General features: G+C 27.6%; 14 protein-coding genes. All 14 read left to right on the forward strand.

Annotation, left to right across the window (positions count from 1 at the left end; all coding sequences use genetic code 11):
• Positions 1-3 precede the first annotated feature (3 nt).
• The 14 genes from pseF (at position 4) to B5464_RS10115 (ending at position 13,426) form a co-directional block, all read left to right on the forward strand.
• Positions 4-696: a pseudaminic acid cytidylyltransferase gene (pseF, locus tag B5464_RS10050; RefSeq protein WP_079738248.1), complete on the forward strand. Its 693-nt coding sequence runs from the start codon at positions 4-6 to the stop codon at positions 694-696.
• On the forward strand, positions 693-1,574 hold the full coding sequence (locus B5464_RS10055) for an SDR family oxidoreductase (RefSeq protein WP_079738249.1): 882 nt from the start codon (positions 693-695) through the stop codon (positions 1,572-1,574). The genes pseF and B5464_RS10055 overlap by 4 nt, the downstream gene beginning before the upstream one ends.
• Positions 1,567-2,628 (forward strand): N-acetylneuraminate synthase family protein, encoded by a 1,062-nt coding sequence (locus B5464_RS10060; RefSeq protein ID WP_079738250.1) that lies wholly within the window; start codon positions 1,567-1,569, stop codon positions 2,626-2,628. The genes B5464_RS10055 and B5464_RS10060 overlap by 8 nt, the downstream gene beginning before the upstream one ends.
• A 7-nt stretch (positions 2,629-2,635) precedes the next feature.
• The gene (locus B5464_RS10065; RefSeq protein ID WP_079738251.1) at positions 2,636-3,172 is read left to right on the forward strand and encodes a GNAT family N-acetyltransferase; all 537 of its coding nucleotides are present in this window, start codon (positions 2,636-2,638) and stop codon (positions 3,170-3,172) included.
• Positions 3,173-3,185: 13 nt separating this feature from the next.
• Positions 3,186-4,145, forward strand: a complete 960-nt coding sequence (locus tag B5464_RS10070) for a hypothetical protein (RefSeq protein ID WP_079738252.1) — start codon at positions 3,186-3,188, stop codon at positions 4,143-4,145.
• Positions 4,145-5,683: a lipopolysaccharide biosynthesis protein gene (locus tag B5464_RS10075; protein ID WP_079738253.1), complete on the forward strand. Its 1,539-nt coding sequence runs from the start codon at positions 4,145-4,147 to the stop codon at positions 5,681-5,683. The genes B5464_RS10070 and B5464_RS10075 overlap by 1 nt, the downstream gene beginning before the upstream one ends.
• A gap of 9 nt (positions 5,684-5,692) precedes the next feature.
• Positions 5,693-6,742: a glycoside hydrolase family 99-like domain-containing protein gene (locus B5464_RS10080; RefSeq protein WP_079738254.1), complete on the forward strand. Its 1,050-nt coding sequence runs from the start codon at positions 5,693-5,695 to the stop codon at positions 6,740-6,742.
• 34 nt (positions 6,743-6,776) lie between these two features.
• Positions 6,777-7,910: a hypothetical protein gene (locus tag B5464_RS10085; protein ID WP_079738255.1), complete on the forward strand. Its 1,134-nt coding sequence runs from the start codon at positions 6,777-6,779 to the stop codon at positions 7,908-7,910.
• A 76-nt stretch (positions 7,911-7,986) separates the two neighbouring features.
• Positions 7,987-9,000: a glycosyltransferase gene (locus tag B5464_RS10090; protein WP_079738256.1), complete on the forward strand. Its 1,014-nt coding sequence runs from the start codon at positions 7,987-7,989 to the stop codon at positions 8,998-9,000.
• Entirely contained in the window at positions 9,000-10,097 is a 1,098-nt protein-coding gene (locus tag B5464_RS10095) for a CapA family protein (protein ID WP_079738257.1), read from the forward strand. The genes B5464_RS10090 and B5464_RS10095 overlap by 1 nt, the downstream gene beginning before the upstream one ends.
• The gene (locus B5464_RS10100; protein WP_079738258.1) at positions 10,097-10,840 is read left to right on the forward strand and encodes a WecB/TagA/CpsF family glycosyltransferase; all 744 of its coding nucleotides are present in this window, start codon (positions 10,097-10,099) and stop codon (positions 10,838-10,840) included. Before B5464_RS10095 ends, B5464_RS10100 begins: the two co-directional genes overlap by 1 nt.
• The gene (locus B5464_RS14515) at positions 10,837-11,400 is read left to right on the forward strand and encodes a DapH/DapD/GlmU-related protein (RefSeq protein WP_079738259.1); all 564 of its coding nucleotides are present in this window, start codon (positions 10,837-10,839) and stop codon (positions 11,398-11,400) included. Before B5464_RS10100 ends, B5464_RS14515 begins: the two co-directional genes overlap by 4 nt.
• A gap of 1 nt (position 11,401) precedes the next feature.
• A complete protein-coding gene (locus B5464_RS10110; RefSeq protein WP_079738260.1) occupies positions 11,402-12,568 on the forward strand; it encodes an ATP-grasp domain-containing protein in 1,167 nt (388 codons plus the stop codon).
• A gap of 9 nt (positions 12,569-12,577) precedes the next feature.
• On the forward strand, positions 12,578-13,426 hold the full coding sequence (locus B5464_RS10115) for a polysaccharide deacetylase family protein (protein ID WP_079738261.1): 849 nt from the start codon (positions 12,578-12,580) through the stop codon (positions 13,424-13,426).
• Positions 13,427-13,444: the final 18 nt, after the last annotated feature.

Genomic DNA, 13,444 nt, shown 5'->3' on the forward strand with positions numbered 1-13,444 from the left:
GTTATGGCTAAAATTGCAATTATACCAGCACGAGGAGGAAGTAAACGTATAGTTAAAAAGAACATTAAGTGTTTTTTAGGAAAACCAATTATTGCATATTCGATAGAAAGTGCTATTAACAGCGGTTTGTTTGATGAGGTTATGGTGTCGACAGATGATGATGAAATAGCCAAAATTGCTAAACAATATGGTGCTGTTGTTCCATTTTTTAGAAGTACGAAAAATTCAAATGATTTTGCAACAACAATTGATGTTATAGAAGAAGTTATTGGCGAATATAAAAAACAAGGAAGAGAATTTACGTACGCTTCATGCATTTACCCATGTGCTCCGTTCGTGACTTATGAAAGATTACTAGAGAGCTTTGGTAAATTAGAAAAATATGATTACGATTGTGTTTTTCCTATAGTACGCTTTAGCTTTCCTATACAAAGAGCGGTAAAGATTAATGCTAAGGGAGTAATTGAAATGTTTCAGCCTAAGTATATGCAAACTCGCTCTCAGGATTTAGAGCCGTCTTATCATGATGTTGGGCAGTTTTATTTTTTTAAAATAGATAAAATTATTGAAGCTAGAAAATTATGGACAGATAATACTGGTTTCATTGAATTATCAGAACTTGAATCCCAAGATATTGACCACATTTCTGATTGGGAATTGGCAGAAATGAAGTATAAAATAATAAAAGGTAAATGAGAGTATTAGTTACAGGTGCTTCGGGAATGTTAGGAGCAACATTAGTTAAAATATTATCTAAGAAATTTGATGTTTATGCAACAGGGAATTCAGAATATAAAGACTGTCCGGTTTCATATAAACAATTTGATTTATCTTCAAAGACTTTTGAAGAGTTAATTTCTTGGAGTAAACCAAATGTAATTATTCATGCAGGTGCTTTAACCAATGGGAATTATTGTCATGATAATCCTTTAGAGGCTCTTAATATAAACGGTCTCTCAGTTAAAAAGTTTATTGATGCAACTGAAAATGAAGTAGAAATAATATACATATCTTCGGATGCAGTTTTTCCCTCCAAATTGAATTTAGCAACCGAAAAGGATAATGTTTTTCCTGAGAGCATTTATGGTAAATCTAAAGAGTTAGGAGAGTTTTTTTTGCTGAATTCAGATAGAAAGTATAGTATTATTAGAACAACGATTGTAGGATTAAATGAAAATAAATTAAAATCTGGTTTTGTAGAATGGATTTTAAACTCATCATTAAAAAATGAAACTATAAGTTTGTTTAATGACGTGATATTTTCACCAATCTCAATTTGGGATTTAGCAAAGGAATTAGAGTTTTTAATCGAAAATAATTTTATAGATTCTAAAATATTACATATTGCAGGAAAGGATTCCTGTACTAAATATGAGTTTGGTGTGAAATTATTAGGAGCTTTAGATATACCTTTCCATAATTTGAATAAAGGATCTATTGCATCATTTAAAGATAGAGCTAAAAGAAGTAACGATCAAAGTTTAGATGTAAGCTACTATCAACAGAAATTTAATAGAATATTACCACCTTTAAATAAGACAATTCAATCAATAAAAGAAAATTACAATGAATAGCATAAAATTAGGCAATAAGATTATTGATGATAATACTTTATACTTTATTGCAGATATAGGAGCAAATCATAATGGGTCTTTAGAAAAAGCAATAAGTTTAATTAAGTTAGCCAAGGATTCGGGTGCTGATGCAGCAAAATTTCAAAATTTTCAAGCGGATAAGATTGTCAGTAAATCTGGTTTCGACAAATTAAAAGGAAAAATTTCTCATCAGTCTAATTGGAAAAAATCTGTTTTTGAGGTTTATGAAGATGCAAGTATTTCTAAAGATTGGACAAAAATTCTAAAAGAAGAATGTGATAAAGTAGGAATTGATTATTTTACTAGTGCTTATGATTTTGAATCTGTTGATTTGGTTGATCCCTTTGTAGATATGTATAAAATTGGATCAGGAGACATTTCTTGGTTAGAAATTATTGAATATACTTTACTTAAGAATAAACCTGTTTTATTAGCCACAGGTGCAAGTTCAAAAGAAGATGTTAAAAGAGTGATGGATATGGCTTTGAATAAAACTGATAAGTTAGTTTTAATGCAATGCAATACAAATTATACAGGGGCTTCAGAGAATTTTAAATATTGTAACCTTAACGTTTTAAAACAATTTGCAATTGATTATCCAAATGTTGTCCTTGGGTTATCAGACCATACATCAGGTCATGCGACTACCTTAGGAGCAATAGCTCTTGGGGCACGAGTAATTGAAAAACATTTTACAGATGATAATGATCAAGTAGGGCCTGACCATGGCTTTGCTATGAACCCCAATTCTTGGAGAGATATGGTTGATAGATCTTATGAATTATTAAGTGCTTTAGGTGATGGAATTAAAATAGTTGAAGATAATGAAATACAATCTCAACTTGTTCAAAGAAGGTGTCTTCGTGTTAAACATCGTTTGGAGAAAGGTCATATTTTAAAAGATGAAGATTTTATTGTTTTAAGACCAATATCAGAAGATGGAGTTCACCCTTATGAGAAAAATATCTTTGTAGGAAAAGTCTTGTTGGAAAGTATTGATGCTGGTGAGCATTTAACAAAAAAAATGATATAAATTAGTTATGATTAAAGGTTATAAGGTTGGATTAAGAGCTGTTGAAAAAGAGGATTTATCATTATTTAGAGATTGGCGAAATATTGTTGATTTTAGAAAGAATTTTAGAGAAGTAAGAGAATTATCCTTAGCTGACCAAGAAACTTGGTATGAAAGTTTACAAAAGACGAAACATATTAACTTTATGTTTACAATTGTTGATTTAACGACAGATAAACCTATTGGAGCTGCTGGCTTATTATACGTAAATTGGATAAATAGGTCTGGAGATTTTTCTTTTTACATTGGAGGTAATGAATCCTATATTGATGAAGATGGTTTAGCCAAAGAAGCTGCAACTCTTTTAATTGATTACGGATTTAAAAATTTGAATTTAAATAAAATCTGGATGGAATTATATGAATTTGATAAGAAAAAAATAGATTTCTTTAAAAATGAATTTAATTTCATACAAGACGGATTATTAAGAGAGAATTGTTTTGAGCAAGGAAAGTATTGGGATAGTTTAATTATTTCTTTATTATCTAAAGAATATACAAACTAATTATAATTTCTTAATGGAAGAATTTGAGTTAAAACATATTTGTAGTAAAAAAAATATTAAGAAGGGGAATTCTATATGGTTATACTGGTCTTCAGAATTGTATAGTTTTGGAAAATATATAAGAAAGTACGGATACTATCCTAGTTTTTTCCCCTTAGCAGTCTATAGTGATCACAGCGGTCCTTCTTTTTCGGATATCCCTTATAAACACGAAGAAGAATCTAGAGCTCCTGTTTTTTTAGCTCATAGAAAAATAAAGGTTCAGAATTATAAAAAAATAACAAATAAAAAAGCTTATACATTATTTTCTCCTCAAGTATTTTATAGGAAATTGAATAATATAAAAAAAAGTAAAGAAGCAAAAGGTACGCTAGCTTTACCTATACACTCTTTACCTAATGCAGGGTTCGAATTTGATGTAACTAAATATTGTAATGAATTAAAAGCTTTACCAGAAAAATATCATCCGGTAAGAGTTTCACTTCATATGCATGATATAAATAATGATACTTTTAAGGAATATCAAAAAAATGGTATAGAAGTTGTTACAGCTGGAAATACTAGTGATCAAAGATTTATAGAACGCTTATACGCCCTATTGAAAGAAACGAATTATGTTACTTCAAATGATATTAGTACAATTACATTTTTGGCAGTAGAAATGAGAATTCCTTTTTTTTTATATGGGGAAGAAGAAAAAACGATTAATATTTCTGATAAAAATTTTAAAAAGGGTGTGATAGAAAAACCGTTACACAAACAATATTTGTATTTGAAAGAGAAACTTGTCTTGGATCAAAATTTAGAAACATATATTTATGATGAGAAATTAATTAAGAGCGTTGAAAGTGCTTTGGGTTTGTATGATGGAATATCTAGGTTAAAGATGGCAACTGTTTTGTATAAGTCTCTTTTATTATGGATCATTACTTTTGAATTCGTTTTTTGGTTTAAAGAAAAGATGAAAAAATAATGAGTAGAACTAGTTCAAATTCAAAAAAATACATAAAAACCTATCTATGGCAAGGAATTGCATTAGTTTTACGTTTCTTGTCCTTATTTATAGTAGTTCCTTTTTTATCTTCCGAACCAAAAATTTATGGAATTTATTCCGTTTGTATATCTGTACTTATATTTTTGAATTATGCAGATTTAGGTTTTCTTGTTTCTAGCATTAAATATGCAACTGAAAGTTATGCTAACGGAAATAGAAAAGAGGAAATGAAATATATTGGATTTGGTACATTTGTACTTTTAACATTTAGTTTAATTATCTCAGGGATATTCTTATATTATAGTTTTTATCCTCAAAGAATTGTTGAAGGACTGGATACTGTAGAATTAAAAAGAATTTCTTCTTCTCTAATGTTAATTTTGGCAATATTCACTCCTTTAATTGTATTACAAAGAACTGTTACTATTATTTTTAATATAAGGATGCAAGGATATATTAACAAAATTATATCAATTGTTAGTAGTATTATTACTATTACGTCAACTTTTTTTTTCTTTTCAGAAGGCAAATATTATATTATCGAATATTTTCTGTTTTTTCAAACAATGAATTTCTTAAGCACAATAGTTATGTTTTACCTTGCAAATAGAAAATATAATTATGATTTAATAAAATTATTTTCTGAAATTAGATTTAATAAGGAAATATTTAATAAATCAAAAAAGTTAGCTTATTCTAGTTTTATAGCAATGATATCTTGGGTTTTATTTTATGAACTAGATAAAGTTGCAATAGGAAGGTTTATTGGTGTTGATAAAGTAGCAATTTTTTCTATTTCAATTATATTTGCAACATTATTCCGTTCTATATTTTCTATTGTGTTTAATCCTTTTAATGTGAGAGCAAACTATTATGTTGGTAATAATGATGAGGTTGGATTGAAAAACTTCATAAAAAACATATTAATATTAACAGCTCCGTTAACAGTATTACCAGCAGTGGGGATAGCGGTTGTTTCAGAGTCTCTTATTATTTCTTGGGTTGGTGAAGATTATATAGAAAGTATTGCAATGGCAAGAATTTTCGCGCTACTATTTTGTTTCTCATTTGTTACATATTCAGCATCTGCCTATATAGTTTCTAAGGAGAAAGTGAAAGAAATGTATTATATGTCTATATCTATGCCTATAATTTACTGGGTAGGTGTTTATTTGGGATATCCATATTTTGATATGATTGCATTTCCTACATTTAAATTTTTTACAATATTAATCTCTGTGGGTTATTATATTATTTTCTTAATGAAGAACTTAAGTCTACCGATAAGTTTTTTTATAAAGCGTATTTTTTTAAAATTATCTTTACCATTAGCAACGTTAATATTGCTGTTAAGCTTTTTTGGCAAATTTATGCCTTTAGATAAATCTAAATTAAATTTTATTATAGTTATTAGTACTACAGGCTTTGTAATTTTACTAAGTTTGTTAATTCAATATTTTACATCAAAAGACATAAGAAAAATTGTCTTATCAATTTACAAAGACATTTCGAAATAAATTAGTATTATGAAATTAATAAGTTATTTTTTACCACAGTTCTATCCAACTCCAGAAAATGATAAATACTGGGGAAAAGACTTTACAGATTGGGTAAATGTAAAAAAAGCAAAACCGCTTTTTAAGGGGCATAAACAACCACTTTTGCCTTTAGATAATGATTTTTATGACCTAAGTGATTTAAAAGTTTTAGAGAAGCACTGTCAACAATCAATAGACAATGGTATTGATGGTTTTGGTTATTGGCATTACTGGTTTGATAGTGGTAATAAAACCCTTGAGAAAGTTCAAGAAATGCATTTAAATAACAAGCATATCAAACAAAACTTTTTTTTTGCATGGGCAAATACTAATTGGACAAAATCTTGGGTTGGTGATGATAAAGTAACTATCTTCAAGCAAGAATATTCTAAACAATCTGCAATAGATCATTTTGAGTATTTGAAAGATTTTATAACAGATGATAGGTACATTAAGTTTAAGGATAAGCCAATGTTTCAAGTTCTTAATCCACACATAAAAGAGGCTAAAAGTTATATTCTTTTATTAGAAAAAATGGCTTTTGAAACTTTTGGCAAAGGCTTTTTTTGGGTGTTTCCTGTAGATAAAGATATTGCTGGTTTAGAGCATTTAGATTTTTCTCTTGCTGGTTTTCCTCCAGGAGATGTTACAGGTACTATAAATAAATTTAAAATAAAAAGACATTTACAACGTTTTGGTTTTTTTAAGGGACCGGTAAGGGTTTCTCAAGATTCTTACATAAAAAAATTTAAAACAAATTTAACTAAGGTTTTAAACAGTAATTCCTTGTATTTTCCTTGTGTTTTAACGGGTTGGGACAACACGCCTCGTTATAAAGAAAGAGGGTTTGTTATTGATGGTGAAATTTCTACTTTTGTTAAAAAACAACTAGATACTTTAAAAGGAATAAAACAAGAGTTACCAGAAATTGTTTTTATTAAAGCTTGGAATGAATGGGCCGAAGGCAATGTAGTAGAACCTTATGTATTTGATGGTAAAACAGATTTCCCAATAAATGAAATAAAGAAATTTAAATAATATAAGTTTCATTTGAACAGAATAGTTTAAATCAATGAATAAAGTGCTAAAAGTTTTTCATAAAGGAGAAATACTGTCTACAGGATTAATAATTTTATACATTATTTTTACCTTAGTTTACCAGCAGTATATGTTTAACGAGGTTTTAAAGACCAATTTAATTACTATGTTTTTAGGCTTTTTAATTGTTTTTAATTACATAACCTCTGCTAATTTTAATTTGAAAAATTTTAGAATAAATAAAACTACAATATTAGCAATTGTATTAATAATTTTTGTTCTTATAAATTCATTTTTAATTAGGCATGAAATTTTAGTTGGAGCTATTTTTAGTATTATAATTACAGGTGTTATAGGTAAAAAAATAAATGAATTTAAATCTGAACCCTGGCTACTTTTATTTCCATTTTGGTTTTTGGTATTTTATATATTTATGAGGTTGCAAATAAACCCTAGCCCAAGTGAGATTTTTTTAAATTCAAGAAATTATGTTTCTTTTTATTTAATAATAACTGTTTTACCGTATTATTATGTTTCTCTTAAAAATAAAAAAAAGTATAATTCAATACCCGCTTTTGTAACTGTTTTTTTATGTTTGTACGCTCTGGGTAGGTCTGGTATTGTTGCATCTATCTTAATTTTATTAGCTATTCTATTGCCTAGGTTTAATAAAAAAGATAGAATAAAGCTTTTTGTAAGTATTATTTTACTCTTAATTCTTTTTGTTAGCTTAAGTGATTTTTTTTTAGAAGAAATGAGTGAGCTGAATAAATTTGAAAATGTAGATAACTTTTTAAATGATGACGGTAGATCATCTATAGTTTCTTTGTATTTTCAAAAGATGGATTTTTATTCGTTTTTGTTTGGAATGGATACAGTAAACCAATTAAGTCAAGTTCTAGCTACATACTCGCATGTTCATTCATCTCTGCTTGCTTTTCACTCAACAGTAGGTATTGCTAGTTTATTGTTTTTTTATCATTTATATAAGAAGTCTAAAGTATTTATAAAAGAGAACCTACCTTTATTGTTCTTGTTATTGGCATTAACAATTAGAGCATCTACAGATGTAGGTATGTTATTTGCTTTTTTTGATTATGTGTTTTGGATGTTTTTATTTTACCCATTTGAAATAAAAAAAATAAAAAAAATAAAAAAAATAAAATAAAATTAATATTTATTATTTTTATGTATGGCTTAAAATTTTGTGATTTTTACCACATTAAATTTAATTATAGAATTGTATGGATAACAAAAATGAATTGGCTCCTGTTTGCTTATTCACCTTTAACAGGTTAGAAGAAACAAAAAAAACTATTAAAGCACTGCAAAACAATTATTTAGCAAAAGAAAGTGAGTTGTTTGTTTTTTCTGATGGTTGGAAGAATGAAAATCAGAAAACCAAAATTTTAGAAATAAGGGTTTTTCTTAAAACAATTAAGGGTTTTAAAGAGGTTACTGTTTTTGAAAGTGAAACAAATAAAGGGTTGGCTGATTCTATTATTAATGGTGTTACAGAAATAATTAATAAATATGGTAAAGTAATTGTTCTAGAAGATGATTTAGAAACGACTCCAAATTTTTTGAATTTCATGAATGATTCTTTAAATTTTTACAAAAGAGACGAAAATATTCAATCTGTAAGTGGATATTCTTTAGATATAAAAAAAGATAATAGTGATGAATCTGATGTGTATTTTCAACAAAGAACTCATTCTTGGGGTTGGGCAACTTGGAAGTCTTATTGGGGACAGTGTAATTTTGATTTAGACTATTTAAGAAGTTATGTTCTTAACAACGAAAATAAGTTAAAGGATTTCAAACAGACTTGTGGTGCAGATATAGATCGAATGCTCCTAGATACAATATATTCTAGAAATAACTCTTGGTATGTACGTTGGGCTTTTAACCAATTTTTAAATAATAGATATACAGTTTACCCATTTTTATCAAAAATTAATAATATTGGTTTTGGGGATGATGCAACACACTGTACTAGTATTAATGTTTATAAAACTAAAATGGATATTTTAGTAAAAACCAATTTTAATTTTCTGTCATTCAAAAAAAATAATTACTATCAAAGGCAATTCTTATATTATTTTAGTATAATTTATAAGTTAATTTATCGTGCTTTACTGCTGAAAACTAGTACTGGGCGTAAGTCATTAATGATAGATTTCAATAATAAATTAAAAATAAATTCACGGAAAATAGCTCAAATAATAACTGGAACTAGAAATAAAATTAAGATTTAATGAAATTATCATTTATAGGAGATATAATGTTGGGAAGAGAGGTAGGTGAAAAATCCCTCATTTCTAAAAATAAAATAGTATCTAAAGAAGTTGAGCAAATAATTTCAAAGTCAAAATTTGTTGTAGCAAATCTGGAAGCACCTATTTCTCAAAATATTGAAGAAGATGATATTATGACTTTTATAGCAAAGCCAGAAACTTTGACTGAAGTTGATTTTGTTGACGTTTTCTCACTTGCAAACAATCATATTAATGACGCCGGAACTAATGGAATCGTTGAGTCCATTAAATTTTTAGAAAATCAAAATTTTGTGTCTAACGGTTTTTATAAACATGAATACGAACCTGTTATTCTAAAAGACAACGAAATCAATTGTGCTGTTATATGTTGTACGGATGTTATCAATATTGAAATTGATGATGAAAAATTTAATAGGAAGCTATTATGGTTAGATGATGAAATTATTGATAAAACAATTGTTAAATATAAAGAAAAAGGATATTTTGTTATTCTTTATGTACACGGCGGAATAATGTTTTCCAGATATCCTAACCCAGCTTTTAGAAACGCTTTACATTCTAAAATTGACATAGGAGTTGACTCGATAATAACTGTTCATCCTCATGTAATTGGTTGTGAAGAAACTTACAAAGGCAAAAAAATATTTTACAGTTTGGGTGATTTTATAATGGATGGACATTCGGAAAGAAGAAGAAGTTCAATGATTCTAAATTTTGATTTAAAGAAAGATTTTTCATTTACATACGAATTAATACCCACAATTATTAATAATGATTTACGAACGGGTTTAGCTAAAGGAAAAAAGAAAGAAAAATTATTAAAGAGTTGGAAAGTAGTTAGTGAGAAGTTAGCTAAGAATACTGAAAACTATGATAACTATTATAAAAAACGCTTTAAAATTGAAATTTTATTACATGTAATATCTACGCTTAAATATCAAATTAAAGAGAAAAGTATTTTAGATTTTATAAAAATAATATACACAAGAGCTAAAGATTTTAAAAATATGGGAAGATGGATGATGAAAGATACGAGCAAAATGCGAAATAATTTGGAAGATAAAACAATGTTATAATGAATGTTTTTAAAATAGGTAATTTAAATCTTGTTGCAGTTACAAAAATAGATGTAATTCGTTTTATTAAAGATAATATTGCAAAAGTAAATGGTTATGTATGTGTTACCAATACAAGAACAGCATATTTATCTTCTAAAGATAATAGTTATTGTACAATTCAAAATAATTCTTTAATTACCATACCAGATGGTATGCCTTTGGTGTGGTTAGGAAAACTATCAGGGTATAAAAACATTCAAAGAACAGCAGGACCCGAATTGTTTGAACATTTTTTAAGAAATGAAGATAAGAAAATAAAACATTATTTGTTAGGGGATACACAAGAGGTGTTAAATAAATTAATAACAAAAGCTAAAGTTGAATATGGTGCTAATATTGTTGGTAGCTTTTCGCCTCCGTTTTCTTCTTTAGAAGAATACAATTATAAACAAATAGCAAATGGTATTAATAATAGTAAAGCCGATATAGTCTGGTTAGCTTTAGGTTCTCCTAAACAAGATATATTTGCTTCGAAATTAATGCAGCATACAGATAATAAAATTATATTGAATGTTGGAGCTGCATTTAGGTTTGTTTTAGGAGAGTATAATATGCCTCCAAAAGCTATTCAAAAATTAGGACTTACCGGAGTTTACTGGAGATTCTTGCAAAAGCCTACGCTTTTTATAAAGCAATATCCTAAATATTTTATCTTCATTATAAAAAATGCGATAAAAATAAAATTTAAAAAATTAAAATGATAAAGAAAGAATATGTTGTATTTGATCGTCCGTCTAAAAGAAAATATTTGGTTCAAATAGTTACAACGGTTTTTTCTTTTAGTTTTATAAAACACTCGTTGTCGTTATTTGCATATTACATTATTAATTATGTTAGAGGTAGAAAGATAGCAAATGTTGGTAAGAACACAAAAGTACATCCAACAGTAATTTTACGACAAGCGGAAAGAATTTTTATTGGTGCCAATTGTTTGCTAAATCATAACAATGTTTTGCAAGGAGGAAAAAAAACTGGGAAAATTGTAATTGGAAACCATGTACATTGTGGCGCAAATGTAATGATGTTTGCTTTTAATCACGGAATTGACAAAATAGATATACCTACAATAAATCAAGATTATTACGATGGTGACATTATTATTGAGGACGATGTTTGGATTGGAGCAGGATCTGTTATTTTACCAGGAATAAAAATAGGAAAAGGAGTTGTAATAGCCTCAAATTCGGTCGTAAATAAAGATGTTGCACCTTATACCATTGTTGGTGGTATACCAGCAAAACATATAAAAGACAGAGCTTAAAATGAAGAAAAGAGTATTGTTATTAGATGGTCAAACCATACAAAGCTTAGCAATTGCAAAAGCGTTAAAGAAAAATAATTATAACGTAGTTCTATTTTGTGATACAAAAACGTCTTATGGCTATAGAACAAGATATGCAGACGCTAAAGTTATTTGTCCGTCAGTTATTACAAATCCAGTTGAATTTAAATCTTTTTTAATTGAATATTTAAAAGAAAATATAATCGATGTTGTAATTCCTATGAATGATTTTTCAGCTTCATTTTTAAGTAGTAATAAATTAGAATTATTAAAATTTACTAAATTTATCATTCCAGATATTACAATCTTTAACAGTGGATACGATAAAAATCAATTAATGCAAATTTGCGAACAGCATAATTTTCCACATCCAAAATCGGCAGATTTAGATAAGGTAGCTTTAGATGTCGCCTCAGAAAAAGTCGGTTTTCCTAGTCTGATAAAGCCCAATATAACAACTGGTGGTAGAGGTATTACCTTAGTAAATTCTAAAGAAGAATTATTTAGAATTTACAATTCTATAAAAGAAGAACATGGTTCTTGTCATTTGCAACAATTTATTAAAGAGGGCGGTAAACAATTTAAGGTACAATTATTTGTTGATGATAAAGGAGAATTATTAGCAAGTAGCGTAATTGATAAGATTAGGTTTTATCCAGAAAAAGGAGGTAGTAGTTGTTGTAATAAAACTATAGAGGATAAGAGTTTAGTGAATTTGTGTTATGATGTTTTAAAAACAATTGGTTGGGTTGGGTTTGCAGATTTTGATTTAATTCAAGACCCTAAAACAGGAGAATCAAAAATCATGGAAATTAATCCAAGAGTACCTGCTTGTATAAAGTCTTCAATTGTTTCAGGTATAGATTTTGCTACAATCATTGCAAATCAAACACTGGGTTTAGAATTGAAAAATTACATCTATTCACCAAATAAGTATTTAAGGTATTTTGGGTTAGATATCTTGTGGTTTTTGTTTAGCCAAAATAGATTTAAAACAGACCCAAATTGGTTTAAATTATTGTCAAAAAATACGTATTACCAAGAAGGAAGTTTAGATGATATCATGCCATTTATTTACGGAACTGTTGGAGGGTTTTTAAAACAATTAAATCCAACTTTTAGAAAGAATAAATCAGGAATGAGATAAAATAATACTATGAATATTTTAACTTTTGATATAGAAGAATGGTTTCATGTTTTTGAAGACCATAATAATGCAGATGTTTCGAATTGGTTGACTTTTGAAAAAAGGTTACCATATATGATTGATGAATTATTAGATTTATTATTAAAACATAATACAAAAGCAACTTTTTTTTGTATGGGATGGATTGTAAGAAGGTATCCTGAAATAATAAAAAAAATTAATGAAAGTGGTTATGAAATAGGTACACATTCAGATTTACATAAGTTAGCTCATACACAAAATAGAAAAGAATTTACAGAAGATTTAAGAACATCTATAATATCTATTGAAGATTTAATAGGAAAAAAAGTTTTGTCTTATAGGGCACCAGGTTTTTCAATAAATACAACTAATCAATGGGCTTTTGAGGAGTTAAAAAAAAATGGAATTGAATACGATGCCTCCGTTTTTCCTGTTGAACGAAAATTTGGAGGATTCGATAATTTTCCTGAAAACAGCCCTTTTTTAATTAACACAAAATCAGGTGTTTTAAAAGAATTTCCAATGAATGCTCACAGAGTGTTAAGCAAAAAAATAGTATTTTCTGGCGGTGGTTTTTTCAGGATTTTACCCAAATTTTTGATTAATAATTTTGTAAATAAATCAGATTATGTGATGACATATCTGCATCCAAGAGATTTCGATCACAAGCAACCATTTAAAAATTTGTCTTTTAGCAGACATTTAAAAAGTAGAATCGGTACTTTTGGAGCGATTAATAAACTTGATTATTTATTAAGAAATTTCAATTTTATCGATATTTCAGAAGCTGAAAAAAATATTGATTGGTCGTCAAAAAAAAGTGTTTCTTTAGATTGATTTTGAATCTAATAAAAA

This window comes from Polaribacter sp. KT 15 (genome assembly GCF_900143115.1).
Classification (GTDB): domain Bacteria; phylum Bacteroidota; class Bacteroidia; order Flavobacteriales; family Flavobacteriaceae; genus Polaribacter; species Polaribacter marinaquae.

Bases quoted from the DNA above. Each gene is read 5' to 3' on its own strand.
- B5464_RS10080 (WP_079738254.1), top strand. From the start codon at position 5,693: ATGAAATTAATAAGTTATTTTTTACCACAGTTCTATCCAACTCCAGAA.
- B5464_RS10055 (WP_079738249.1), top strand. From the start codon at position 693: ATGAGAGTATTAGTTACAGGTGCTTCGGGAATGTTAGGAGCAACATTA.
- B5464_RS10060 (WP_079738250.1), top strand. From the start codon at position 1,567: ATGAATAGCATAAAATTAGGCAATAAGATTATTGATGATAATACTTTA.
- pseF (WP_079738248.1), top strand. From the start codon at position 4: ATGGCTAAAATTGCAATTATACCAGCACGAGGAGGAAGTAAACGTATA.
- B5464_RS10065 (WP_079738251.1), top strand. From the start codon at position 2,636: ATGATTAAAGGTTATAAGGTTGGATTAAGAGCTGTTGAAAAAGAGGAT.
- B5464_RS10070 (WP_079738252.1), top strand. From the start codon at position 3,186: ATGGAAGAATTTGAGTTAAAACATATTTGTAGTAAAAAAAATATTAAG.
- B5464_RS10095 (WP_079738257.1), top strand. From the start codon at position 9,000: ATGAAATTATCATTTATAGGAGATATAATGTTGGGAAGAGAGGTAGGT.
- B5464_RS10075 (WP_079738253.1), top strand. From the start codon at position 4,145: ATGAGTAGAACTAGTTCAAATTCAAAAAAATACATAAAAACCTATCTA.
- B5464_RS10090 (WP_079738256.1), top strand. From the start codon at position 7,987: ATGGATAACAAAAATGAATTGGCTCCTGTTTGCTTATTCACCTTTAAC.
- B5464_RS10115 (WP_079738261.1), top strand. From the start codon at position 12,578: ATGAATATTTTAACTTTTGATATAGAAGAATGGTTTCATGTTTTTGAA.
- B5464_RS14515 (WP_079738259.1), top strand. From the start codon at position 10,837: ATGATAAAGAAAGAATATGTTGTATTTGATCGTCCGTCTAAAAGAAAA.
- B5464_RS10100 (WP_079738258.1), top strand. From the start codon at position 10,097: ATGAATGTTTTTAAAATAGGTAATTTAAATCTTGTTGCAGTTACAAAA.
- B5464_RS10085 (WP_079738255.1), top strand. From the start codon at position 6,777: ATGAATAAAGTGCTAAAAGTTTTTCATAAAGGAGAAATACTGTCTACA.
- B5464_RS10110 (WP_079738260.1), top strand. From the start codon at position 11,402: ATGAAGAAAAGAGTATTGTTATTAGATGGTCAAACCATACAAAGCTTA.